Source organism: Dysgonomonas sp. 520 (assembly GCF_010501095.1).
Taxonomy (GTDB): Bacteria; Bacteroidota; Bacteroidia; order Bacteroidales; family Dysgonomonadaceae; genus QVMP01.
This window is the reverse complement of the sequence record NZ_QVMP01000004.1, coordinates 109,424-135,337: the sequence shown is the minus strand read 5'-3', so window position 1 is coordinate 135,337 and position 25,914 is coordinate 109,424. Positions and strand designations below refer to the sequence as shown.

The following is a 25,914-nucleotide window of genomic DNA, read 5'->3' as shown; positions in this document are numbered from 1 at the left end:
TTCGAAGAAAGTGCGCCAGAAAGAACGTCGAATAAAAAAGATCCTATTTTAACTACTGATTTGCTTTAATTATAAAAAATAGTAAGATGTATCAAGACGAATCGAAACACAAAATCCTCTTTGTTTGCCTCGGCAATATATGCAGATCGCCGGCAGCCGAAGGCATAATGAAGTACCTGATCGAAAAAAACAACCTGAATGACAAGATCGAAATTGATTCGGCCGGAACATCAGGCTACCACAATGGCGAATTGCCCGATTCACGCATGCGCAAGCATGGAAGCAAAAGAGGGTATAAGTTCGACTCGCTTTCCAGAAAGTTCACCGCCAAAGACTTTGACGATTTCGATATGATCATCGCTATGGACGACAGCAACTACCACAACATTCTCCGCTTAGCACCCGATCTCGAATCGGAGAAGAAAGTCTTCCGTATGGTAGATTTTTCGATGAAGTATCAGCACGACCATATCCCCGACCCTTATTATTCGGGTGCGGATGGTTTTGAATTGGTGTTAGACCTGTTGGAAGACGCTTGCAATGGACTGATGAAAGAAATAGTTTCTTCATAAAAGGCCTCCTATCTTTTGCCTACACAAAAGTTCTTTCTATTTTTGTGTCTCGAACATATTTCTATACAATAACTTTACAAGACTATGGTATACGGGCACTATTACAAGACTTTAAAGCGAAAAGACTTACCCGGTGAAACCTGTCCCGGATGTGGCGCAAAAAACAATATGCGGCTTGAAATTGTATCAAAGGTAAGCCATATAATGTTCATCCCATCTTGGTCCGGCGCAAAAATACCTCTGGTATCCTGTGGGGTCTGCGAAAAAAAGTATTATGCTTCCGTGTTTCCCAATATTGCGGAAGAAGCGGAGAATTTACGAAAAAGCACCAATCGTAGGTTTTATCATTTCATAGGGACATTCCTTATTTTGGCGTTCTTCATGTCTATTGCTATATTAATATTCTCGGATTCGAGAGACAGGCAGGAGAGTCTTCTGACTAAAATAGAAAAAATAACAGAAGGGCAGGTAATTGTCTACAAACTCGACAACGGAGAAAAAACATGTATGTATGTGGATGGTGTAAGAGGTGATACTGTTCTTGTTCGTGAAAACCGCCTCTCTACAAATAAAAACGTATCTTACATTGATGAGCCGGAAAATTATACACACGGACAAACCTTCTATACGAAAGTCCAACTCCGGAAAATGCTGAAAGATGAAATTCTGACAAAAATCTATTTATCAACAACATATTATTACTATAACCCCGATTCAATACCCCGATAAATCATGAAAACATTTGAACTTAAAAGTTTTAACAAAAAGGCATTTGCAGCCATACTGATAACCGTTTTTATTATCTTGATACCCATTGCTACAGTTTCCGCTCCCTGGTTCATACAGGGCGGATATGGCACTTACGCACTTATTGCCCTCGGTCTGGTTTTAATTGTAGGAAGTGTTTTGTTAAAAAAGCTGCTTGCGAAAAAATATACAATCAACATCTCGGAAGATAAAATCTCAATATTGCAAAACAACAATTTGATAAATTCTTCTCCACTGAACCAGATTGTTATGCTGAAGAATCGCAAAGTGGTTGATGGTGACGAACTTATTTTTTTCGCATCAGGACAAAGCAATATTTTTGCCAAATTTTACGCAGTTGGACAGACTGAAACAATAACCGCCATAATTGAAGAAATTAAGAATCACCTGAATCTGGAAGTCACAAATAGAAGCGATAAAGCCGGAAATGCCTGGATAGAATATATCAATAAAGACCTTGCGCAAAACAATAGTCAGGAAATAAGAAAAGTACGAGACAGGGAGAAATCTTCGAAGAAGAAGACATCCCTGATTGTTGCCCTCATAGGTATTGTAGTTTTAGGAGCTCTGATACTGCCTTTTTTCATCAACCCGAAAGCATTTTACGAAAACAAGGAAGGTAAAATATATTTTGGTAGCACCGAATTGGTGGGTGTGAAGCCGGAAGAAGCGAGAACAATCAGCTATCATGTGTTGCTCGATTCAACCCATGTTTATTACAAAGACCAGATTCTGGAATGGGCAGACCGTGCAACATTTCAATGCCTGAGGGAACCTTTTTATATGGACAAGAACGGTGTCTATTTCGAGACTTCACACCTATACAAAAAGAACCGGATAGTACCACTGGAAGGAGACTACGACAAAGCAACGTTTCAGTCTGTGGGGAAATATACAACAACTTTCTTTAAGGATAAAAACAGCCTCTATCAGCTTGAAATTCAAATCATAGGAGGTGGCGATCCGCTGAAAAAGATAGAAGTACCGGGATTGGATATTGCATCGTTCGAAAATCTGGAGCATAACTATTGGTATGCCGATAAAAACACAATCTATTTCAGTCCGTGGGATAAAATCCGCCCTTGCCCTGATATTGACCGTGCCTCGTTCGAAATTTTATCATGGAATGTGGCGAAAGATAAAAATCATGTTTTCTATTTAACCCAAAACCTTAAATCGGATAACAAGGAAGCAACAAAAGAGGACGGATATGCGATATTGGAAGGTGCCCATGCCCCCACTTTCGTGAAAATTGACGAGAGAAACTATGCCGATAAGAATACAACTTGGGCTATCAGGAACGAAGGAGAAGAAGTGAACCGACGTGATGATATAAATTATTAATGCCAACGCATGCTGTGTTGGTATAAATTTTATTATACAGAATTTGCCCCCTAAGCTCTAAATGTACTATCGGTATCATATATAATACTTTATTGAAGAACCAAGAAGTATATGCAAATTGAGGGAAAAAACATAATTTTGACAGGAGCTTCTTCCGGAATAGGCAAGGAGCTTCTTTGCCTTTTGTCTTCGTACGAAAATGTGAAGATAATTGCGGTTGCACGACACATAGAAAAAATTCCGGTCATTGAAGATAAGATTATCCCTTTCTCTGCCGATATCGGCAACAAGGAGGGTGTTGACAGTTTATTCAACTTCTCGCAGAAAGTGTTTGGCAATACCGATATTTTCATCGCCAATGCAGGTTTTGCCTATTTGGAGAAACTAAATAAACCCGATTGGCAACACATCGAAACTATTTTTTCCGTCAACGTGTTTTCACCTGTCTATTCTTTAGAGAAATTTATGATGGAAGGAGATTTTCCGAAGACTTTTGTCAGCACCATATCGTGCGTAGCCATGATCTCTTTGCCTGCCTACTCTTTGTATTGTTCAACAAAAGCAGCTTTGCATCATTTCATGGAAACTTACAGGTACGAGCAAAGCAAGAATTTAAACCTCATAAGCGTTTATCCGATAGCAACCAAAACCGATTTTTTTGACAAGGCAACAGGGCAAGAGCAAACGCCTCTTCCTTATCCTGCACAGGGTGTAAATTCGGTGGCAAAAGCCATTGTTAAAGGAATAGAGAAAAACAAAAAGAAGATATTTCCATCCTTATTTTTCAGGTTCATTTATCCTATTGGTAGGGCATTTCCCTTATTCTTAAACATTTACTCGGCAAGAGAAAGAAAAAAGGTTTCGAAATGGCTCGATAAAATTCAGGATTAGTTTATCTTTGTTGTCAAGAAAGTACAATACCAAGTTTTGGATAAACAGAATTCTTCATATAAGCAAATTATAAAATCTACCAGTATATTTGGCGGGTCGCAGTTGATAAACATTATTATCGGATTTGCCAGATCGAAAATTATCGCATTACTGCTTGGCAGTACCGGAGTGGGGCTAATTGGTATATACCAGTCAATTGTTGATATGGTGCGCTCAATTGCTTGCATGGGTATAGACACGGGAGGTATTCGGGAGGTTGCTGCTATCAACAGTACGCACGACCGGACAAAGCTGGAAGAGTTGGTAGCCGTGATAAGATGGTGGATTCTGGGTGCATCCATTTTCGGTTCGCTTGTATGTATAATATTTTGCTACCCAATCAGCATTTGGGCTTTCGAATCGGGAGAATACACATTGCCGATAGCGCTATTGTCGATCGCCGTATTTTTTACCCTGCTAAATCTCGGACAAATAATTGTCATACAAGGCACGAGGCAAATACCGAGCCTTGTTAAAGCAAACATTATATCCAATACATCGAGCCTACTCTTATCTGTCCCCATCTATTACTTTCTAGGATTAAAGGGGATCGCCATATCCTTAGTGTTAGGCAGTATAGCAACTTTCCTGATAACACAAAGATACTATAACAAACTACGAATCAAACATATCCCTACCTCCTCAGCCATTGCTCTGAGGAAAGGAAAAAAGATTCTCAAACTCGGACTTTTTGTTGTTTCGGCAAGTGTATGCGCTACCGTGAGCATGTTTGTCATACGCTCTTTCATCAGCAACAACGTCAGCCTGGAAGCAGCCGGTCTGTTTCAGGCAGTATGGACAATTACAGGGGTTTATCTTATGCTCATACTCCGATCTATGGGTTCTGATTTTTTTCCACGGTTAAGTGGCATTATCAATAAAAATGTCGCCACCCGACGTCTTGTCAATGAGCAAACCTTCATAGTATTGATAGCCGCAACACCCCTTATCGTCGGAATGATCCTTTTCTCGAAACTTGCGTTGATAGCTTTGTATTCACACGAATTTGTATCTGCAACATCATTGTTGCAATGGCAAATTCTGGGCACTTTCCTTAAGGTTATATCATGGCCCATGGGTTTCATTTTGCTGGCCAAGACCAAAGGTACATGGTATCTTTATTCCGAAGTATTATTCTATATTGTATATCTGCTGGCGTCTTACCTGCTATATCCCCACTACGGACTTGATGCTGTGGGAATCGGATATTTACTGTCTTATGCTTTCTACCTGGTTTGTATGCTGATCATGTCGAACCGTTTGTGCCGATTCAGATGGACATCCGAAATATTGTCAATGTCATTAATAAGCTTCTCCTTCATCCTTGTCTCATTCTACATGATGCATCGTTTGGACGGGATTCCGGCTTACCTGACAACTTCGGTCATCTTTATCCTTTCCATCACATATTCCCTTTACAAGCTGAACAAAATAATCAATATAAAGGATATCTTGAAAGATATAAAACTACGTATTCCATTCGGCAGAAATAGAAATTAAATTCATTGAAGATACATCAATTCATCATATTTGCCGCAAGAAATTTCCGTGTTTTGTCGGGTGTTTCACCTCTGTTCTTAATATAAAATTCTGCCTGTTCGTCCGAAATCTGACCAATAGAAAAATATTTCGATTGAGGATGCGCAAAAATTAATCCGCTCACCGAAGCATTAGGATACATCACCCCGTTTTCGGTCAGTTCCACACCAATCTCCTTCGATTGCAAGAGGTCGTCATTCAGCAGGAAGTTGATAGACTGATCGGGGATGGACGGATAACCGACTGCAGGACGTATACCCTGATATTTCAAGGCAAACATTTCTGCAATTGTTATATCTTCATTGGCAGCAAAACCCCAATATTCTTTTCTTATTTTTGCGTGGAGATACTCCGTTGCCGCTTCCGCCAACCGATCGAGCACCGACTTAAGCAACAACACATTATACTCGTCTCCTTGTTGTTCATATTGGCTCAGCAATTCATTTGCTCCAACTCCGGCCGTAACAGTAAATCCTCCAACGAAATCGGTTTTTCCGCTACTTCTTGGCAAAACAAAATCACAAAGCGAAAGATATTCTCCTTTATCATTCTTCTTTTGCTGACGCAACATCGGGAAACAAAGGTCGTTGATGTATATACATTCGTTTTCCGAATATGCTTCGTATATCCCATACACAGCCCTGATGTATTCTGCTTTTTCGTGCACCAGCTTGTCGAGTAATAGCCTCGCATCTTTATACAACTGCATAGCTTCGGCTGCTTTCTCCCGCTCTTCTTCGGCAAAAGAACTCAGCCATGTAGTACGGCAAGCGGCACAGTCATCTACATGCTGAATGGTATGATAACGAGCCGATAAATTCCACGAATGGAAGAAGAATTTCCAGTCGATGTATGGAACAATCTCTTCAATCGGGATGTGTGGAATCACCTGTCTGCCTTGCTTGTTTGGCTTTGGTGCGACATAGTTCGTCCAATCTATTTTCAGAGAATTGTCAATAGCCTCTTTCAGGGGAACAAGCTCAACTTTCCGATCTTCCATCGAATTGCGAAGCCCCTGATATTCATCTTTTATTTCTTTTATATATTCTTCCTTAGACGATGGGCTGATTAGCTTTGCAACAGCCGCCGGAGCCTGCGAAGCATCTTTCACGTAAACCACCGAACCGCTGTTATATTTTGCATCGATCTTGATGGCAGTATGCAATTTAGAAGTTGTTGCACCGCCAATCATCAGGGGAATTGTAAATCCTGCTTTTTCCATTTCGTGAGCCACGATACTCATCTCTTCCAACGATGGTGTAATCAGTCCGCTCAGGCACAATATATCAGGTTTTTCTTCCTTCACTTTTTGTATGATAACTTCAGGCGGAACCATCACGCCCAAGTCGATCACTTCATAATTGTTACATGCCAGAATGATGGACACAATATTTTTACCAATATCATGCACATCGCCTTTCACGGTGGCGATAACCAATTTTCCGGCACTATTCGATCCTTTCGAAGAATCTTTTTGCGCTTCTAAAGTCGGCTGTAAGATTGCAACTGCCCGTTTCATCGTGCGGGCGGTTTTTACCACTTGGGGCAAAAACATCTTCCCCGAACCAAACAAATCGCCCACCTTATTCATTCCTGCCATGAGCGGCTTGTCGATGATATCCACTGCTTTCGGATAAACAGTCAGAGCCTCCGCCAAATCTTCCTCCAGATAATCGGCAATACCTTTCACCAAAGCATACTCTATCCGTTTTTCGAGTGGATATGTACGCCATTCTTCCACTTTGGTTTCTCCTTGTTGGTTCGATTTTTCGTCCTTAATGCGTTCGGCATATTCTATCAGTTGGTCGGTTGCTTCTTCTCGCCTGTTGAAAATAACATCTTCCACCAGATTTCTCAATTCGGAAGGAATATCTTCGTAAGTAACCGATTGTCCCGGATTCACAATTCCCATATCCATGCCTTTCTGAATAGCATAGTAAAGGAATACTGAGTGCATAGCTTCACGAACATAATCATTCCCTCTGAAAGAAAATGACAGATTACTAACACCTCCACTTATTTTTGCATGTGGCAGGTTTTTCTTTATCCAAACAATCGTATCAATGAAGTCTACTGCATAGTTGCGGTGTTCTTCAATCCCTGTGGCTATTGCCAATATATTGGGGTCGAAGATTATATCCAGAGGATTGAAGCCGTCGTTCACGAGCAGCTTGTATGCACGTTCGCAGATCTCGATTCTGCGGGCATAAGTATCAGCCTGACCAGTCTCGTCGAAAGCCATCACAATCACAGCCGCCCCATATTGACGGATCAAACGGGCTTGGCGGAGAAACTCTTCTTCCCCTCCTTTTAATGAGATGGAATTTACGATGGCTTTTCCTTGTACGCATTTCAATCCTGCCTCAAGTACTTCCCACTTAGAAGAGTCTATCATTACGGGCACTCTCGACACATCGGGATCGGACGCCATCAGATTGAGGAAAGTTGTCATTTCCTTCACTCCATCCAGCAAACCTTCATCCATATTGATGTCGATAACCTGAGCTCCGTCTTCAACCTGTTTACGGGCAATGGTAAGAGCTTCTTCGTAATTTTGCTCTTTTATCAGTCGCAAAAACTTTCGTGAGCCGGCAACGTTGCAACGTTCACCTATATTGATAAAGTTTATTTCGGGTTTTGCTTCCAACAATTCCAAACCCGAAAGCCACATATATTTTGCTTTTTCGGAAGGCTTGTGAGGAACAGCTCCTTCTACCAGGCTAACATATTGTGCTATATGATCGGGAGTAGTTCCGCAACATCCACCGAGAATATTGACCAAGCCTTCATCAATATATTCTTTTATCTGGCTTGCCATTATTTGGGGTGTTTCGTCGTATTCTCCAAATTGATTGGGTAAGCCGGCATTGGGATAAGCAGAAATAAACGACGGTGCAAGACGTCCTATTTCTTTCAGAAATGGTTTCATATCCGATGCTCCGAACGAACAGTTTAATCCTACGGAAAGGTAGTCTATATGATTCACCGATGCCAGAAACGCTCCGATTGTTTGCCCCGACAGTGTACGCCCTCCTTTGTCGGAAAGGGTAACGGAAATCATGACAGGTACATCTGCGTTTCTTTCCTTCTTCACTTCTTCGGCAGCAAAGAGTGCCGCCTTGGCATTCAATGTGTCAAATATTGTTTCTATCAACAGCAAGTCTACACCACCATCCAACAAACTCTCGATCTGCTCTTTATACACCTGATGCAAATCGTCGAAAGTCACTGCCCGATAGATTGGGTTTTCTACTTTCGGACTCATAGAGGCTGTTTTATTTGTCGGGCCTATCGAACCTGCCACAAAACGAGGCTTATCAGGATTTTGCTTTGTATATTCGTCCGCAACCTTTCTCGCCAATCGTGCCGATTCTACATTTATTTCCTTCACCAACCCCGACATGTTATAGTCATCCATCGAAATGGCATTGGCGTTGAAAGTGTTTGTTTCTATAATATCTGCCCCTGCGTCAAGATATTTGCGGTGGATAGCTTCAATCACATCGGGGCGAGTGATAGACAGCAGGTCGTTATTCCCTTTCAGCAATATTGTGGAATCCTTGAACCTGTTGCCTCTAAAATCATCTTCGGTGAGTTTATACCGTTGAATCATCGTGCCCATAGCACCATCCAGAATCAGTATTCTATTTTTTAATACTTCTTTTATGTTATTTCGCATGTGAATTTATAATCTTAAAGGATTCGATATCTTTATATTTTGAATAATTTTTATTTAGATAAAAATATTTTGAAGTAGAATCAGATGGAATTTCCATAAAATCCGAGAAATTAGTTTTCAGCATTATAGTTTCGTCGACAACAATATCACGGTTTCCGCTCGCTTTTTCCGCTTCTATCAGGGCATCTCTTCTCTCGTAAACTTTATAAACCCCATAATAAAGTTCTTTGGCCGAACTTATGTACGTAGAACCAAACCAAGCCAAACTGAAAATGACAACAGTATTTTTAATTGCTCTTACAAATCCATTATCTAAATTCAGAGAAGAATATAGCAACAATACCGCTACAATGAAAAAAGTTATAGACCCGAACCATGCCCGGTCGGGAAACTCGGGTGAAGCCAACATAACGAAAGCCGAAATGAAAGCCGAAATGATGAATAGGAAAGACAAATGTAGAACTTTCTTATTCGCATGTTTCGAAAAATAGAGATGTATAAGTATCAATATTGCACAAATAAAAAACAAGTTGAACAGCTGGCGATATATGCCCCCTAAAATGAACTTGAACCTATCGAATAAAATACCAAAATCTAAATTTGCCATAATACCGGAACTGCCCGTCGTATTTTCATACCTGACATAATTTCCCGGAGCTTTAATCATCAAAATATATCCGACAACGGCTCCCGCCAACCCCCACACACACCAATAGGGTATCTTTTCCTTGTTTTCTTTCTTCTTAAGTATTAGGATTGCAACAATCAGGCAGAGCATTCCAAAAGCCGTGTTCTCGTTGGTCCATCCGGCCAATATTCCTCCCAAAAACATATAAGTACATTTCCAATACGAATTATGCTTTTTATCTTCCAGATAGAAACGGCAATAAGGATATATAAAAAATAGGATTATCAATGTACTCCATAGATAATTAGCACTCCCTGTGATCCATAAAATGCAGGCTCCGAAAGAACTCTGAAAAAACCATATCATTATACTGACGAAAAAGAATAACGAGAGGTTATACTCAACCTTTCTATAATTACATATTCTATATATCTGATATATAAACACAGTGAATATCAGACTATTGAATATATCGCACCACGGGTAATTCAAATTCAGCAATATTTGGTCTATGGTATGAGCTACCGTGCGCCCCCCCCATGTCATATAATGAAAATATTGCGATTGGAACAAATCACTTACTCCTTTCAGCCTTTCATGCGTTTCGATATGAAAAATATAAGTCCAATCGTCAGCCCATACAGGATAAATCAAATTGAGAAAAAGGATCAAAGAAAAGACCATTCCTACAAGAAAAAAGAATATAACCTTTCTTGTTCCGGAATTTGATAAAAATCTGAATATACTATTATACTTATCTATAGCTTGCTTCACTTGTGTTATACTATCTTTTTATTGACCGTTCATTTTCAAATCTTACCGCATCCACCCCATGATACCGTTCGTATGCTTTATACATCCAATGGCTGGTATCTTGAGGAAAATCGTACATCTTGGGAAATATCAAGTCTAATCGCCGATGTGCTCTGTCTTCGAAGCGTTCGCCCGAAAATATTATCCTGCTTTTCCCTTCCGATTTTTGTTTCTTCAATTCGGCTTCACGATTATCTATTATCTGCCTTAAATGTACCAACTCTTCCCGACCTTCGACATAAGTATAAACAAACATACCGAACAGGAGCGTTATGCAACACCATTTCCCAATCCGGATATAGATTTTTGAAAAATTCAGGTTCGCATAGATTATTGATACGGCAACTATCATCAACGTAATAATTCCAAACCATGCCCTTGGCTCAAATGTAGGCGACGCCACCATGGCTGCACTTGCTATTAGAGAACCTCCGAAGAAAATGAAAGAAGACAATAGCACTTCTTTCCTGCCTTCTTTTTCGGTGTTGTACCAGAATACAAGTACCAATAAGAAATAGACAAAGACCAAAAGTAGCAGATACTCCATATATCCGTCAATCAGAGCCTGCAATCGTCCCCAATAATAATCAATGCCCAATTCGGCTTTGGTTAGTCCTTGCTCCTTCAGTTCCATGTTGTATCTCACATAGTTTCCCGGAGCCAACACCATTAAAGCAGCACCTATACATGCTCCTGAAAATCCGCTTATTGCCCATTTCTCAACAGATTTCTCTTTCCTCCAAACAAGAAATAAGAATACGGCAATCATACATAGCATAGCCACCACCATATTCTCATTCGTCCATCCGGCTATAACTCCGAAAAAGAAAAACAGTATTATTCTTCCCTTCGAGTCAATCTTTGTCCTTCCCGACCGTTCACGAAAATATTTATAGTAGAAATAAACAAAGACAAGTATGATTGTAGTTCCCCACATATAATTCACACTTCCGGTCAGCCAGATAAGCGTTTCGCCCACATCTGCCTGAAAAAACCATGTGAGCATAATGATCATAAAATAAAGAGACGGGCGAACCTTTCGTCCTATATTGGCAATAGAATAAACCACGGCGGTGAATAAAACAAACATTATGCTGTTCAGCAAATCGCTCCAGAATGGCCCCCACGACAACAATGTTTGCAAGATAACATGAACAACTGTTCTGCCTCCCCATTTCACATAATGGATTGTTTGGGAATAAACCGCATCAAAAAAGCCTCCGACAAGTTCCGACTGCCAATAAATGTAGCTATAATCCCAATCATCCAAATAGATGGGATACAGTACATTTAAAGAATAAATCATGGCAAAAGCAAGCAAAGTGACTGCAAACAAAATCACTTTTCTGCCGGTTGATGAGTTTATATGTTTTATTATTTTGAACGACAATTTATCTATACATTCCGGTTTGTAATTTGCAAAGATACAACAACTTTGCAAAATAATTATATTATGCGCTTTACCATTGTTAAGTAAAAAAATATCCCTGCCTCTCATCACGAGAAACAGGGACACATCAATCAATACTCACAACTCTATTTATTTGTCAATAAATTATCTTCAAATTCTTCTTTCTGATATACTCTAACATAATCGACATACATCTTTGCTTCGTATCCATTTTCTTCGTTCAGTGCGGTTACTTTGTTTATATCCCATATTTGAGTATAATTGCCTCCTACCGCCAGGTTGAACAGGATGAAGAAATCTTTGTTGAAGTAATGTCCGGGAGATGATTCCGTATCGAAACTATTTATTCCCATTTCGAAATATGGCTTCGCATCAGGATATTTGTCCTTATCCAAATACATTCTGATACTATCCCTATCCCAAGTCAGGGTATACAGATGAAAATCGTCATGCAACACATAAGAATTTTCAAATCCTTTGAAATAGTTTGGGTAAGCACCTCCGTTCCAGCTTTGCCCCCAATGGCATGCACCGTTTATAAAATAGTCTTGCACCATTTTACGAATGCCTTCGTCGCTGCCTATCTCCAATATATCCACTTCGCCACATTTGGGCCACCCCACAGACGGATAATCTGCGCCCATCATCCAGAATGCAGGCCATAGTCCATCCCCTGTTTTCGGAACCTTTATGCTGGCTTCAATCTTTCCATATTTGAATGTCTTTCGGTCAATTGAGTTGACACGTCCTGATGTGGCGGTTTTGTCCAGATAGTTTTCTTTTTTTGCCGTCAACACAAGGCATCTCTTTCCTGTATTGGGTTCAATATCTATCGACACATTTTCGGCTTTGTAAAACTGCAATTCCGCATTGCCTCCACCTTGGCCATTTACTTCAATATACCAATTATCAGGACTCAATTTGTCGCCATTGAACAGGTCTTGCCACACAAGTTTATAACCGTCAATTTCTCCCGAACCAACTTCCTTCGTGTTTTCGGCCGATTCGGCTGCAATGGCATCTCCACCGCCTATGCATCCCAAACAAAGTAATGGAAAACAAATTATGATAAACAACAAACATTTAGAGATTCTCATTTTATATAATTATTCGTTCTTCAACTGCTTTTCGTTAGTTAATTAGTTTTTTAGTAGATTTTCAGCCAATTCATATGAACTATACCCTTTGCCAATTTGAGGCGTATTTTATGTTTGCCTTTACCCAATTGCAAATCAGATGTTTCTGTTTTCCAGATATAATCTTCACCTGTGCTTGGCAATGAGATCGTACCTGCGCTTTTGCCGTCTACCTCGACTTCAAACTCCGAATCGGTGAAAGTTGCATAGCGTATATCAACTTTATATTGTTTTTTCTTTGACACTTCTACCTGATATTCTACCCATTGGTTTGTGTAGAAATTGCACAACTCAAGGGTTCCTCCCGACCCGTCGGTGGTTAGACGCATAGAAGGACCTGACACCCAGCCATTAGAGCCAACGCTTTCCGATATGCTGATCGAATTGTAGTGCTCCGCCTCAATTGTTTGCCCTTCTACATAATATGTATTCTTGTCGAGCGTAGACATATTTACAAATACCTCTCCTATTGCAGTCAACCGGGAAGGCAGACTTCTTTCCAGCAATTCCATATACGGTTTCTTCTCTCCTTTTGCCAACCTCGGAATAAACCAGGCATAGCGTTCAATATCAGGATCACACTCCATATAATTGATAATGTCGCACATATATTTCATTTGACCGTCAGGACTAACAGTGGCTCCTTCCCATGCGCAAAACTCTGTCATCCAAATAGGTTTGCCATATTTTTTGAACCGTTCTATGTATGACTTCGTGGCACTGGGATTTGTCATATAACAGTGAATGGAGATACCATCTATATCACTTAGAGGAACCAGTGTGAAAAACTCATCCAACCATTTAATCGGGTCACTGTAGCCTGCCAATGTTCCGTAGTTCATTGCCGGAGAGATGATTTTCATTCCCAACTCTGTGGCCAATGCCCTGAAAGCCGGCCAATATTCAGCTGCTTTCTGCGGGGTCATGTTGGCTTGGTCTGTAAGATTAGGCTCATTAAATGCTAAAATATACTTACACTCAGGATGCGCTGCCTTATAAGCCCTGATTCTGCTCGGACTATAGCCGCCGTTCCATGCCATAGGGAAATAATCTATATTATTGTTTTTGAAAGGCTCCGAATAACTTGCAGATTGATCCGGTCCCCAATTGTAAGACCATGAAATGGCGGGAGCAAGTAGCGTTATGTCTTCAAGCACCTGAAAATTGAAAGACACTCCTCTTTTCTGGCTTTTTCCTTGCGTCACAGGGTCTTTGCCGACACCCGAACCATTATCGTTATCTTTATCGTCATCGCTGCAGCTAAACCCTAATGCTATTGCAGCGAGTATCAATATAAATTTCTTCATCATTTTCATATTCTTTTTCTTCTATTTTTAAGAGTATACCTGAAATATAATTCCTATTGCAATTGATAGACTTTTACCCAATCCACTTTCATCTGAACAGGTTTGTCGAATATGCTGTCATCAACAGTGCCACCCCAAGATCCTCCGATGGCTACATTAAGAATTAGGAAAAATTCATTGTTGAACGGCCAGTCGGCTCTGTTGTCAATGCCCTGAAAGCATGTTGCGGTTTCCACTCCGTCTACAAAAAACTTAATGCAATCAAATCCCCTGTCTTCTTTTTCTATCCATTCTACTCCATAAGTATGAAAAGAGCCTTCCACTCCTTGAAAATAATCCTTGGAGTTCCAGTTTTTTCCGTTCATACCATTTCTGTTGGCTGTATGCAATGCGTGCGATATCATGGTTGGCTCTTTACCCACATGTTCCATGATGTCTATCTCGCCACATCCGGGCCAGCCGCCCCTTGTTCCCAGCATCCAGAACGCCGGCCATGTGCCGTTTCCACTTGGTAAGGATATACGCGCTTCCATTTTTCCGTACGTAAACTGAGCCTTGCCTTTGGTTATTATTCGCCCTGATGTATATTTATTGTTACCTTGATTTTCCTTTTTAGCTTCGATGATCAAATAACCATCTTCCAACCGCACATTATCTGTACGATCTGTATAGTATTGTAATTCCTGGTTTCCCCATCCGTTTCCACCAGTTTCATATCTCCATTTTTCAGTATTCAGTGCTGTCCCGTCAAAATCATCAGACCAAACCAATTTATATTCCTTTTGTGGAACAGTCACTACACACGACGCACTTATAGACCCAACTGTTGCTGTGATGGTTACCTCACCGCTGGTGATGGCTGTTACAATTCCATGGAATACGGTTGCTACATATTCGTCGCTCGACGTCCATACAACGGGTTCGGTGGTTGATGTAGAAAGAGTTGCTACCAAAGTTTCGGTACCACCTATTTCTATTGTTGTTTCTGTTTTGTTTAATGTGATTTTTGCCACTACTTCTTCTTCCTTGTCCGAGTCGGAACAAGAAAGAACAGAAACCAAGCTGATTAGAATAGCCGCTAATAAATACTTATAATTCATGATATCATCTTTGAGATGTTTGTTTCTTCGATCGAAATACGATCATCTTTTTTCTTATAATTTTATTTCTCCTCTCCCATAATTTCTTTATTCCAAATATTATTACAATAGTGTTTAACACTTTGGGAGAGGAGAAATAAAATGTGATTTATGAATGAACTTTACCTATTCTCTTTTCATTTATTTTTTTGGTTTGTAAATGAACAGCGCATCCACTTCAACAGTAGTGCCTGCTACTCCGCCCCCAAGAATTGCTAATACATTCTCGTCAGTCATAGGTTCTCTGTAATATAGTCCCTGACTATTTTGGAAATAAGACATTGGAACATCAAATGCATGCCATTCATTGTCACGAGGGAAGTCTGCATAAGGAGCTATTCCGTCTACAGCATCTTTACCAAGTACTAATTTAGCTCCGTTACTTTTCTTTTTATCATATAATACAAAAGTGTAAGTACTGAAAGTCTGAGCACTCTTAACAGCAACGTGCAAATAATAATCATCTATATTCTTTGTAACACGAGTAAGGTCTATCTCTCCAAACCCAGGACCAACAAAGAATCCTGCTCCCGACCAACCTACATTAGTTACTTTCATAGCAGTCCAGCCTAATTCTTCATAGAAGTTTACACCTGTAGATGAATATGGCTCAAATGTAAGCGCACCTTCCTGATCCCAATAATAAAGATATTTGTTTACATCGTCCGGACGGAAATCCTGAGCAATCTTACCTTCTATTTTTGTAGCTGATACATCATCCAAAATCATAACGAAATAGTCGCTACCATCCAGTGATGGATCTTTTGAGATTGATCCTCTTTGAGTTACAGTTACTGTACAAGTTGCTGTGAAACTACCATATGTAGCCGCAATTGTAGCTGTTCCTTGTTTTATACCGGTTACTACACCATTGTTAACCGATGCGATTGAAGGAGCTGAAGAACTCCATTCTATCTTACCTGTTGATCCTGCAGGGGTCAATGTTGCTACCAAAGTTTCAGATGCTACTTCTTCTACCGAAAGTGTTGTCTTATTCAGGCTTATACCGGTTACAGAGCCACCGCCATTACCACCTCCATCGTCATCGTCACTTCCACACGAAACAAACGATAATGATATTGCTACTAAGCTCATCATTAGGAAAAAAATCTTTCTTGCTTTCATCGTAATTAAATTTTTTGATGTTAATAAAATTCTTTAATTGTGTATTTTAAGTTGTTAATTATATCCGTTGTTTTGTTCCATCGGGTTGAGTTCTATTTCTTTGCTAGGAATAGGAAACAACTCGTGTTTACCTTTTATAAAGTCTGCCATGTGATCTCGAGCGTCATCGCTTTCTTTTTCTTTGTATGCCGTCATTACTTCGTATGCAATTCCCCAACGGCAGAGGTCGAACCAACGATGCCCTTCCATAGCCAGCTCTACACGACGTTCGTGACGAATTGCATTGCGTAGGTCTGATTGATTGGTGTTGGTTGGATGATCCGGTAGGATGTCAGTCCTTTCTCCACGTGCTCTTTGCCGGACTTGATTTAGTGCAGCTACTGCATCTCCCAGATTATTGGCCTCGCAACATGCTTCAGCATACATCAATAATACATCAGAATAGCGAATCACTTTATTGTTTATCGGAGCACGTGTAGCGTGAGCCAATTCGAAATATGACACTTTACCGCCCGGAAGATCATTATACATACCATATTTGCGGTTCAGATAACGTGTTCCCAAGTAAATTTCTTGATCTTCGTTTTCGATATATGCCTTCGGATCAAGTATAGTTGCTCCTAACCTTGGGTCTTCCGGTTCAAACTCGTTGTACAGGTCTTGTGTAGGCTTATTGAAACCCCAACCTCCGCCAAGGAGAGATGAACGTGAACGTGTAAGAATCACAGTGAATGTTCCTCTTGTGAAACCGGCTCCACCTATTCCTCCTCCGCCACCATAGTCGCTTGTAGGATCTTCTGTATATTGAATTTCAAAAACCGACTCATCCATATTTTCACCGTTAAGGGTGAAATTGTCAGAATAGTTTGGCAACAGCCTGTATTGTCCTGATTGGATGATAGAATCTCCCCAACGTTTTGCTTCCGGATAATTTTTCAGATAAAGATTTGTTTTCAATAGCATAGCCTGAGCCGCACCTTTGGTCACACGACCTGTATCAGCTTTCGCATAGTCTGTTTTTACCCACAAAACATCGTTCGCTTCTTCCAGGTCTTTAATAATTTGCACGTAAACATCGTCAGCCGAGGCGCGTGGTTGCTTCCATTTTGTTGACGAGTCTATCACGAAGTCAACTAATGGAACCCCTCCGAATACTCTCACCAAACGGAAATAATACATTGCACGAAGAAACTTCAATTCGCCTATCAACCTGTTCTGAACACGTTCGGTCATGGTTGTGTCGGGTGTCATTACCGGAATTTCCTGCAATCCCAGGTTGCAACGACCTATGCCTTGATATTGAGCACGATAGAAGTCAAGCAGAAAATCATTATTAGGTATTGTCTTGAAGTTTTCCATATCATAAACTACAGACATGTCATTTATATTTTGTCCGCCTTTAAGAGCATCATCCGATACAACATCGCCGATAAACCACTCCGGAAAATATGTGTAATTATATTCCCAAGCCAATGGCACATAAGCCCCGTTTGTTGTATTAATAGCAGTCTGACCTACTGTAAAAAAGTCGTCAAGTTCGGTTACACCGGGAGATGGCGACTCTAACCATGAATCACATGATGTGAACATCAAAGCGAAGATTACGCTGAATATTAAACTATATTTTTTCATTGTTCTTTTGTTTTTTTAAATCCTTCAAATGAGTCCTATTGATTAGAAATCCAGATTAAGTCCGAACATAAATGTTCTCGATTGAGGATAATTTCCATAGTCTACTCCTCCTCCTACTTCAGGGTCATATCCCGAATAGTCTGTGATTGTGAACAAGTTGCTTGCCGAAACATATACACGGCAACGATCTATCTGGAACTTTTGTGTCAATTTTTTCGGAATTGTATAACCTAGCTGAAGGTTTTTCAATCGCATATAAGCACCGCTTTCCACAAACCTGCTCGATGTTTCTTTATTCATCGTACTACCGTTAGGATTTGGGATCGTACCTTCTCTGTTTATAAGTTTTGTCCAATCAACGCCTTGCGATTCCATAGAGCTTTTCATCTGATCCGAATAATCTATCCATACGTTGCGCATTGTAGTACTCAATGTTGCTTCAGATCCTGTACCTTCCGTACGGTGACGCACAGCATTGTAGATTTTGTTTCCTGCAACTCCCTGGAAGAACATTTGCAAATCGAAACCTTTATATTCTGCACCGATATTTATACCGTATGTCAACCAAGGGAAAGGATTGCCCAGGTCGGTTTTGTCTGCGTCGTCTATTTTGCCGTCTCCGTTATGGTCTTTAAACTTCGCATCTCCTGCACCCACACCACTTTCTTTTTTACCTTTATAATAGAATAGGTGCGCTTCAGCTTCTTCATCCGATTTATATATTCCTTCATATTCATAACCCCAGATTGTAAATAACCCCAATCCTTTATCGCTTAACACACGGTCTCCATATACAGGGTTACCTCCATTAAGAGCGGTAAGTTCATTATGTATAAAAGAAATATTTCCTCCAATAGAATATTTTATGTCTGCTATTTTGTTTTGATGGTCTAGCGAAATTTCAATACCTTTGTTGCGAACGGTACCAACATTCGCTATCGGATCGAAGCGGTTTCCAACGTGTGCCGGAGCTTTTACTCCTAGTAGCATATCTTTCGTGTCGCGAATGAAGAAATCTACATTACCACCTAATAATCCTCTGAAGAAACCAAAATCGACGCCGGCACTCCATTGTTCCGTAGTTTCCCATTTTCCACCTTTATTGACATAAGTAAGAATTGCTGCACCATTAGCCAGTTCTTGATTTGGTCCAAAAGGATAACCTGTGAACACATTCGAACCCTGAGTCATTGTTAATACAAAACTGTCGCTAGGCACCTTGTCATTACCAATACGTCCCCATCCGGCACGCACTTTCAAGAAATCTAACCAAGAGATATTTTTCATAAAGTTTTCTTCACTGATACGCCAGGCCAATGCTGTTGACGGAAAATATCCCCACAAGTTATTAGGGAATTTACTAGACCCATCAGCTCTGAAGTTTGCTGTAATTAAATATCTGCTGTCATAAGAATAATGGAGACGACCCAGCAACGAAAACATACGGTCACGTTCAACAGAATCACTTGAATATGTCCTGTCTTCTGTTGTATTAAGCAAGTACCAATTTTGTTTGGTCGGGTTCAGAATAGAAGCACCGGAACCACCCATGCCATACAAATTACGTTCTTCGGCTGTTTGCCCAATCATGGCAGAGAAGCTATGCTTTTTGATATCCGCAGAATAAGTTGCTGTATTTTCAAATATTAAAGTTTGTTCACGACTCATCCCACTCGACAAAAAGTTTTTGTCGGCTTTGTCAAAGTCTGAATATCTGTATGCTTCCAAAAACATTTTGTCTCTGTAATGTGACAAGTCCAGACTTACCGCAGAGCGAAGAGTTAAATTCTTGATAGGTGTCAGTTCTAAATAAATATCACCAACCCAGCGTTCAACTTTATTAGACGGATGATAGCGCTCTACCATCGAAAATGGGTTCATCGCATTTTTGAAGTTTGACGATGCAGAAATCTGACCGCTCAAGTCCTTACCTCTATTGTTAACAGAACCTTCCGGATAGTGAGTAGGATCCCAAGGAGCCATTGCCAATGCGGCAGAAATTACAGACGCACCCGGACTGGAACTGTTGTTCATCGCATTACGTCCTTCCGACGACATGAAAGAAAGGTTTTCTCCAATCTTCAACCAAGATCGAACTTGATGCGAGGTATTCACACGTAAAGTGAAACGCTCATAATCCGAACCTGATATAGTTCCTTTCTGGTTGAAATAACTTCCGCTTATCGCATATCGGCTTATATCGGTACCTCCAGTAACTGAAAGGTGATAATTCTGGATCAAAGCATTTTTTTCGAACACTTCGTCTTGCCAGTCTGTTTCAACCGAACTGTAATCCATCCCGTAAGGATTGGCATCTGTTTTTATCAGGGGGAAATATGGTGAGCCACCTGTATTACCGGACATCCACGCATTGAAGCCACGATTTTGATATCTGGCAATTGACGATGGTTGCGGGTTTATACGCATAAGCGTTTCCGCAAATTCGTCACGTTTCATCAAATCCAATTTCTTCCAACGGTTCTGAACACCCCAATAAGTATTCAATGAAATAACCGATTTGCCGGATTTACCTTTTTTAGTTGTCACAATGATAACACCATTTGCACCCCTCGAACCGTAAATAGCAGTCGCAGACGCATCTTTCAATATCTCTGTCGATTCTATATCGTTCGGACTTAAAAAAGTAATATTTTCCAAGATAATACCATCTACTACATAAATAGGAGCACTATTGTTTACCGTACCGATACCTCTAATGCGTACTTCTGCCGCTGCTCCCGGTTGTCCGCTGTTTGCATTCACCGTAACCCCGGCAACACGACCTTGCAGTGCCTGGTCAATCCCTGCCGCAGGTGTCTTTTGAAGTTGATCGGCTTTTACAGAGGCTACCGCACCGGTCAGGTCACTTTTTTTCATCGTACCATAACCGATAGCAACTACTTCCTGAAGCATTAAGACATCGTTTTCCATCGTGATATTAAGAGTAGAATTGCTCTTAATTGTTTTTGTCGTTTGTTCCTGATAACCCATATAGGAAAAAGTCAATGCTTTTCCGTTCGGAACCTTAATTGAATACTTTCCATCAAAATCGGTGGTAGTACCTAACCCTGCTTCACCCTTTACAATTATAGTAACCCCGATTAAAGGCTCTCCATCATCAGCTGATGTTACTACACCTGAAACTTGCCAACTATCTTGAGCAAAAAGTGAGCGCGTTAGAAAAAGAAAAAATAAAAGAGGAAATACCTTTTTCATGTTATTAAACTTTATCTTAGATTTAAACAAAATTGTTTGTGAACTGAGACAAAATTAATGAAGAACTCTCTTTTACTTTGCAAAAATCACCACACAAAAACTCAACAACACCTCTCAAAATACTCATCGCACATACAACAGGCGGTTGTGATATCTGTTAATTATCAGTGTGTTATATCTAAATATGCCAAACAACATATTTTGACAATAAGGTACATCAATCAGTTTTATTCTAAAATGCTCTGTTTTTAACAAAAAAATAGGGATGTCATAAACCCTATCTCCAAAAACATGTTAATCATGAAAATTGGCTGTATATCCGTTTCGCTAATTTGTGGGTTGAGATAGAGTTTTTGTTGGGTTTTAGTTTTTTTTAATTGAGATCATTGAGCAGCAAAACCGTTTTGTAGAAAGTTTTAATATTGGTTCTGGGGAGAGTTCTGCTTATATCTGTTGGTGGGGATTAAGAAGATTGTATCCAAGAAATCTATTCTTTAACTTCTATTTGAAATTTAGACATTAGGAATTTAAATAGCCTCTAAATCGCAGTGGTAATGTTTTATCTATTATTTTCATCTTTCAAAGATGCTTGATCAGTGGGTTGCCGAAGCTGTTAAAGGTCTTACAACTCAACAGCTCCGTACCCCCTTCATTGCAGTTATTTCACAAAGACTTTAGTCGTATGACAACTACCGTCCGTAAGGCAAAGTTTAAATAAATATATTCCCGGTTTAAGATCCGAAATATCGTACCGATCCAAGACTCCTTCACTCTTCAAAACAGCTCCCCAAAGATTCATTATTTGCACTTCCGAAAAATCATTTCCTTGTACGTAAAAATAATCTTTAGCAGGATTGGGATATATAAAAGCAGATGGCATTTCTGTTTTTATCTCATTTATCGAGGTCTTTTTTGGCTGTTGAATATATATGCGGGGCGAGGTCGATTTTTTTGAGCTTACATATTGCTGAAACGTCACCATAGAAGAACGCTCGCCTCCCGTTAACGACAAGCAGATCGATAGCTTTTTCCGACCTTCCGATATGGCATTTCGTAATGCATCGGAAATATCAAACCCATATGCTCGAAGGTTGTTGTTATTTATTGTAATTTTTCCTATTTCGGTTTCTGTTTTCCAATGTGGGCGATCGTTCCAGTACATAGGCTTGGGAAATTCTGTTTCTACGGTCGTCATCGTTATTTCTACCGGAAATAATGGTGCAATAACCTCTCGTAAAGACAGGAATAAATAAGCATGTTGATCTTCATTCAAATTTGCTGGGACATCAAACTCCAGATATCCTAAACGATTATACATCCGATCTGTCTTCAGTACTAGATTTTGATTTGCAGAAAGATCTTTTAGAGCTTGATTTTCTTGAATATAAGTATCGAAAGATGGGTATAAAACAACGTCTTCGTTGGATGGAACATATACAATACTTTTCCCGTTTAAAGCTCTTTTTCCACTCTCGTTTTCAATAGAAGTTAATTGATATGTTGTGGTTTTATCAGGAGAAACATATTCTTTTAAAATTCCATTCTCACCTCCTGCCCAGGACAGCGTTTCTGTATCGGTAGAATTAACAGACAAGGATATTGATGCCGCAGATTTACTTCTCACATCGAAAACAATACTGTCTGCTATATTTGCAGAGCGTAAAATAATATCGTGCGTATCGGCATATGGAAGTTGCTCTTCGTTTGCAATCACGCTCAGAAAGTTATCGCCTTGCCTGACATTTGATATTTCTATTTTCTGATCCGAATAATTTTCAAACTCAATCGCCTTAATCTTAGCATTGAATGTACCCTTCGCATTCAATGACCACTGATTATTAATAGAGGTTTGTCCTGTTTCATCTACATTCGGGTAGAAAAACGGTTCCAGATCACTTACAGATTCGTAGTCGTTATATAATTTTACACTAATAGCATCTGCTAAGTTTTGCGAAGCCGTAATCCGGGTAACAAACAATCGTTTGCTCGTTGCTTGTGGCCTCAGGTAAAAAGAATAAGGATAAACCGACTGCGAACTCGTTTGTTTGCTGCCTGCTGCTAGTACATAATCGGTATCGGAATTGTAAGTTAAGGACGACACCACATTGTTTGCCTCGTCCAGCAATCTGACCTGAAAATTACTATCATCAGGATTGTCCAACCAGTAATTCAAATAATGATTTGCTGTGAGATTTAAGTCAATCTCTTTATCTAAAGTAATTTTATGACTCCCCTTTGCCAACTGCATTGTGTTGGGCAACAGAACTATCGGATTTCTATCCATCTCTTTTTCGGGAACAAAACTCCTTACCCAATCAATAGCCATATATTGACCGTCGGCCTCGTCTGTTTCGGGTGTCCAATTAAAAGCCATCAGCATATTACTGAATGCGATATGCATCAGTTCTCCGGTGTAGCCACCCATATAGTTCCAGTCGTCTTGCCCATACTTTCCGTAAGCACGCTGTTCCTCGTCCGTTGCCCAAGGGTTTATCTGACCAACACCTGTATCCCACTGATTTGAATAAATGGCATGCGTTTTACCATTCCATACTTCTTCTCCATTCAGATAGAAATGAAAATCATTTCCGTTTAACCACAATCCCCAGATTTGATAATCGTCTTCGGCATAATATTTCATTGCGCCAAGTCCGTTATCTACCTGATTGCCGTTGATATCGGTTGCATATCCATAGGTTTTCCAGTCGTGCCAGCCTGAACGTGCGGCAAATTGCTGCCTGTTTATATCGTATTGTATTTCGTTGATGTCAATCTCGTAACGATCGGAGTATGCTGTTGCCATCTTAGCCCTGCTAACCATCCAGAATGCGCTGTTTACACCCGAAGCTCTTACTGCTTTCATTCGGGCTTCAATGTATACATTTCGCCCAAACATCTCCTTCGTATAAATATATCCGCAAGTCCATCGTTGTCGGGGAGCATTTTCGTCGGTTTGCTTTAGCATATAGATGCGCAACTCGCCATCTTCTACTTTTACATTAGCACTATCACGCTTAGAGTCGCCCAAAGTATTATAATTGCCATGCTCCACATTCCAAATATCAAGGTTCAGAGCATCCTGATTAAATTCGTCGGCAAATGAAACTATCCAATTACCCATAGCAGGCGGATGAACAGGAGTTTGAGCGCTCATACTCAAAATTCCTGATACAAAAAGAAGTATAAGGTTTATTGTCTTCATGAAATCGTAATAGATTTATTCTTTTATAAGCAGTTCGTTAAACGGAACAGCCGGAAACCCCGCAACATTATACAAATTAGGGCATGCAGGATTGTTTCGCCATGCGTATCTCGCTCCCACGGGAGCTTTTACATCTTCTGCCCAAAGTTTTACCATTCCGTAACCAACAACTGCCTTTGCAGGTTTATAAACATTATCGCTACCACATATTTCGAACTCAAGAAGTTCTTGGTTGTCCTTGACCTGCAATTTTTCGGCATGAGTAAAAGATATAAACAACGTATCGTTTCGCACTTTCATCGAATTAAATACCGGACCTGTATATTCATCTTTATCCGAACCATACATTAAGTGCTCAGCCGCCGCAACAAATCTTTCGCCCACAGCTTTTTTATTTTTAGGGTGAATGTCATTTAAAGTGCCAACATCAATTGTTGTTACCATCATCGTATGCGGAGTATTTCTCCATACACGGAATTGTGCATCTCTCAATTTTGCCCAAGAGACATTCGACGGTTCGCCGGACACGGTATAAGCTGACAACTGGGCAAATATGAAGGGCAATTCAGGGTCGTTCCACTGATTTCTCCAATCGGAAATTAAGGTCGAGAATAGCTTCTCGTAAGTATCCGGCTTTCTGCCATTGGCTTCTCCCTGATACCAAAGTACCCCTTTGATCGGATACCCCAATATTTTTTGTAGCATCAGATTGTATAGTGAGGAGGCATTTCTGTAAAAACTTTTAATATCGGTATCTTCCACCTGAAGGATACAGTTCTTTATAAGGTCGGAATCACTATCAAATGACATCGGACTTATCCATGCTCCAATGGGGGAATCGCCATGATTGCAACCGATAATTCCGATCGGAACATCTTGAGCCTTATTTAGTTCTATCGCAAAATAAGTAGCAATAGCCGACCATTCGTTTATCTTATCTTCCCGGCAAACGCTCCAAATACGATCTTCTCTGTTCAGGCGTTTTCCTCCGCTTACTATTCGTGCAACATCGTAGTATCTTATATTCGGGCGATCAGCCTGTTTTTTCAATTCGGTTATGTCTTCATCGGTTAATAAGCCGACCTTGAATGCCATATTGGATTGCCCTCCGGCAATAAACACATCGCCGATCAACACATCCGAAAATGTAACAGACTCGCCTCCCGAACTGACATTCATCCGATATGGGCCGCCCGCCGGCATGGAAGGCAACATAATGTGCCACCTCCCGTTATTATCAGCCAGAGTTTCTATTGTTTCATTATTAAATGCAACCCGTACAGAAGCGTTTTGCTTAGCTTTTCCCCATATTTTAATCTCTTTGTTTCGTTGCAATACCATATGATTATTGAAAACCGAAGGCAACTCCAACGCGAGAGATACAGTATCGTTACCGGCAGCAACGGAGCAGGATATAAACAAAACAAGATATAAACATGTAAATATTATACGCTTCATTTTAAACAAATTGAT

16 protein-coding genes are annotated in these 25,914 nt (G+C 40.2%); 5 read left to right on the top strand and 11 right to left on the bottom strand.

What is annotated here, in order from left to right:
• The first annotated feature begins 86 nt into the window (after window positions 1–86).
• The 5 genes from D0T56_RS03580 (at window position 87) to D0T56_RS03560 (ending at window position 5,114) form a co-directional block, all read left to right on the top strand.
• On the top strand, window positions 87–572 hold the full coding sequence (locus D0T56_RS03580; RefSeq protein ID WP_163318760.1) for a low molecular weight protein-tyrosine-phosphatase: 486 nt from the start codon (window positions 87–89) through the stop codon (window positions 570–572).
• Between the two features lie 84 nt (window positions 573–656).
• Window positions 657–1,301, top strand: a complete 645-nt coding sequence (locus tag D0T56_RS03575; protein WP_163318759.1) for a hypothetical protein — start codon at window positions 657–659, stop codon at window positions 1,299–1,301.
• A 3-nt stretch (window positions 1,302–1,304) separates the two neighbouring features.
• Window positions 1,305–2,684, top strand: coding sequence for a DKNYY domain-containing protein (locus D0T56_RS03570; RefSeq protein WP_163318758.1), 1,380 nt, complete (start codon window positions 1,305–1,307; stop codon window positions 2,682–2,684).
• A 111-nt stretch (window positions 2,685–2,795) separates the two neighbouring features.
• Entirely contained in the window at window positions 2,796–3,575 is a 780-nt protein-coding gene (locus tag D0T56_RS03565) for an SDR family oxidoreductase (protein WP_163318757.1), read from the top strand.
• Window positions 3,576–3,611: 36 nt separating this feature from the next.
• Complete coding sequence (locus tag D0T56_RS03560; RefSeq protein WP_163318756.1) at window positions 3,612–5,114, top strand: O-antigen translocase; 1,503 nt, start codon at window positions 3,612–3,614, stop codon at window positions 5,112–5,114.
• Between the two features lie 16 nt (window positions 5,115–5,130).
• Here the strand turns inward: D0T56_RS03560 and metH are convergent, their stop codons facing one another.
• The 11 genes from metH to D0T56_RS03505 form a co-directional block, all read right to left on the bottom strand.
• On the bottom strand, window positions 5,131–8,832 hold the full coding sequence (gene metH, locus D0T56_RS03555; RefSeq protein ID WP_163318755.1) for a methionine synthase: 3,702 nt from the start codon (window positions 8,830–8,832) through the stop codon (window positions 5,131–5,133).
• Window positions 8,822–10,234 (bottom strand): DUF6056 family protein, encoded by a 1,413-nt coding sequence (locus D0T56_RS03550; protein WP_163318754.1) that lies wholly within the window; start codon window positions 10,232–10,234, stop codon window positions 8,822–8,824. The genes metH and D0T56_RS03550 overlap by 11 nt, the downstream gene beginning before the upstream one ends.
• 10 nt (window positions 10,235–10,244) lie before the next feature.
• On the bottom strand, window positions 10,245–11,771 hold the full coding sequence (locus D0T56_RS03545; RefSeq protein ID WP_255491025.1) for a DUF6056 family protein: 1,527 nt from the start codon (window positions 11,769–11,771) through the stop codon (window positions 10,245–10,247).
• Window positions 11,772–11,809: 38 nt separating this feature from the next.
• Window positions 11,810–12,781: a family 16 glycosylhydrolase gene (locus D0T56_RS03540; RefSeq protein ID WP_163318752.1), complete on the bottom strand. Its 972-nt coding sequence runs from the start codon at window positions 12,779–12,781 to the stop codon at window positions 11,810–11,812.
• A 50-nt stretch (window positions 12,782–12,831) separates the two neighbouring features.
• Window positions 12,832–14,130 (bottom strand): glycosyl hydrolase, encoded by a 1,299-nt coding sequence (locus D0T56_RS03535; protein ID WP_163318751.1) that lies wholly within the window; start codon window positions 14,128–14,130, stop codon window positions 12,832–12,834.
• A gap of 50 nt (window positions 14,131–14,180) precedes the next feature.
• Window positions 14,181–15,227, bottom strand: a complete 1,047-nt coding sequence (locus tag D0T56_RS03530) for a family 16 glycosylhydrolase (protein WP_163318750.1) — start codon at window positions 15,225–15,227, stop codon at window positions 14,181–14,183.
• Between the two features lie 180 nt (window positions 15,228–15,407).
• The gene (locus D0T56_RS03525; RefSeq protein WP_163318749.1) at window positions 15,408–16,391 is read right to left on the bottom strand and encodes an Ig-like domain-containing protein; all 984 of its coding nucleotides are present in this window, start codon (window positions 16,389–16,391) and stop codon (window positions 15,408–15,410) included.
• Between the two features lie 54 nt (window positions 16,392–16,445).
• Window positions 16,446–18,023 carry a RagB/SusD family nutrient uptake outer membrane protein gene (locus D0T56_RS03520; RefSeq protein WP_163318748.1) on the bottom strand — a complete coding sequence of 526 codons (1,578 nt, stop codon included), beginning with the start codon at window positions 18,021–18,023 and terminating at the stop codon, window positions 16,446–16,448.
• Between the two features lie 42 nt (window positions 18,024–18,065).
• Window positions 18,066–21,239, bottom strand: coding sequence for a TonB-dependent receptor (locus D0T56_RS03515; protein ID WP_163318747.1), 3,174 nt, complete (start codon window positions 21,237–21,239; stop codon window positions 18,066–18,068).
• A gap of 658 nt (window positions 21,240–21,897) precedes the next feature.
• Window positions 21,898–24,441 carry a T9SS type A sorting domain-containing protein gene (locus tag D0T56_RS03510; RefSeq protein ID WP_163318746.1) on the bottom strand — a complete coding sequence of 848 codons (2,544 nt, stop codon included), beginning with the start codon at window positions 24,439–24,441 and terminating at the stop codon, window positions 21,898–21,900.
• A 15-nt stretch (window positions 24,442–24,456) separates the two neighbouring features.
• The gene (locus D0T56_RS03505; protein WP_163318745.1) at window positions 24,457–25,899 is read right to left on the bottom strand and encodes a sialate O-acetylesterase; all 1,443 of its coding nucleotides are present in this window, start codon (window positions 25,897–25,899) and stop codon (window positions 24,457–24,459) included.
• Window positions 25,900–25,914: the final 15 nt, after the last annotated feature.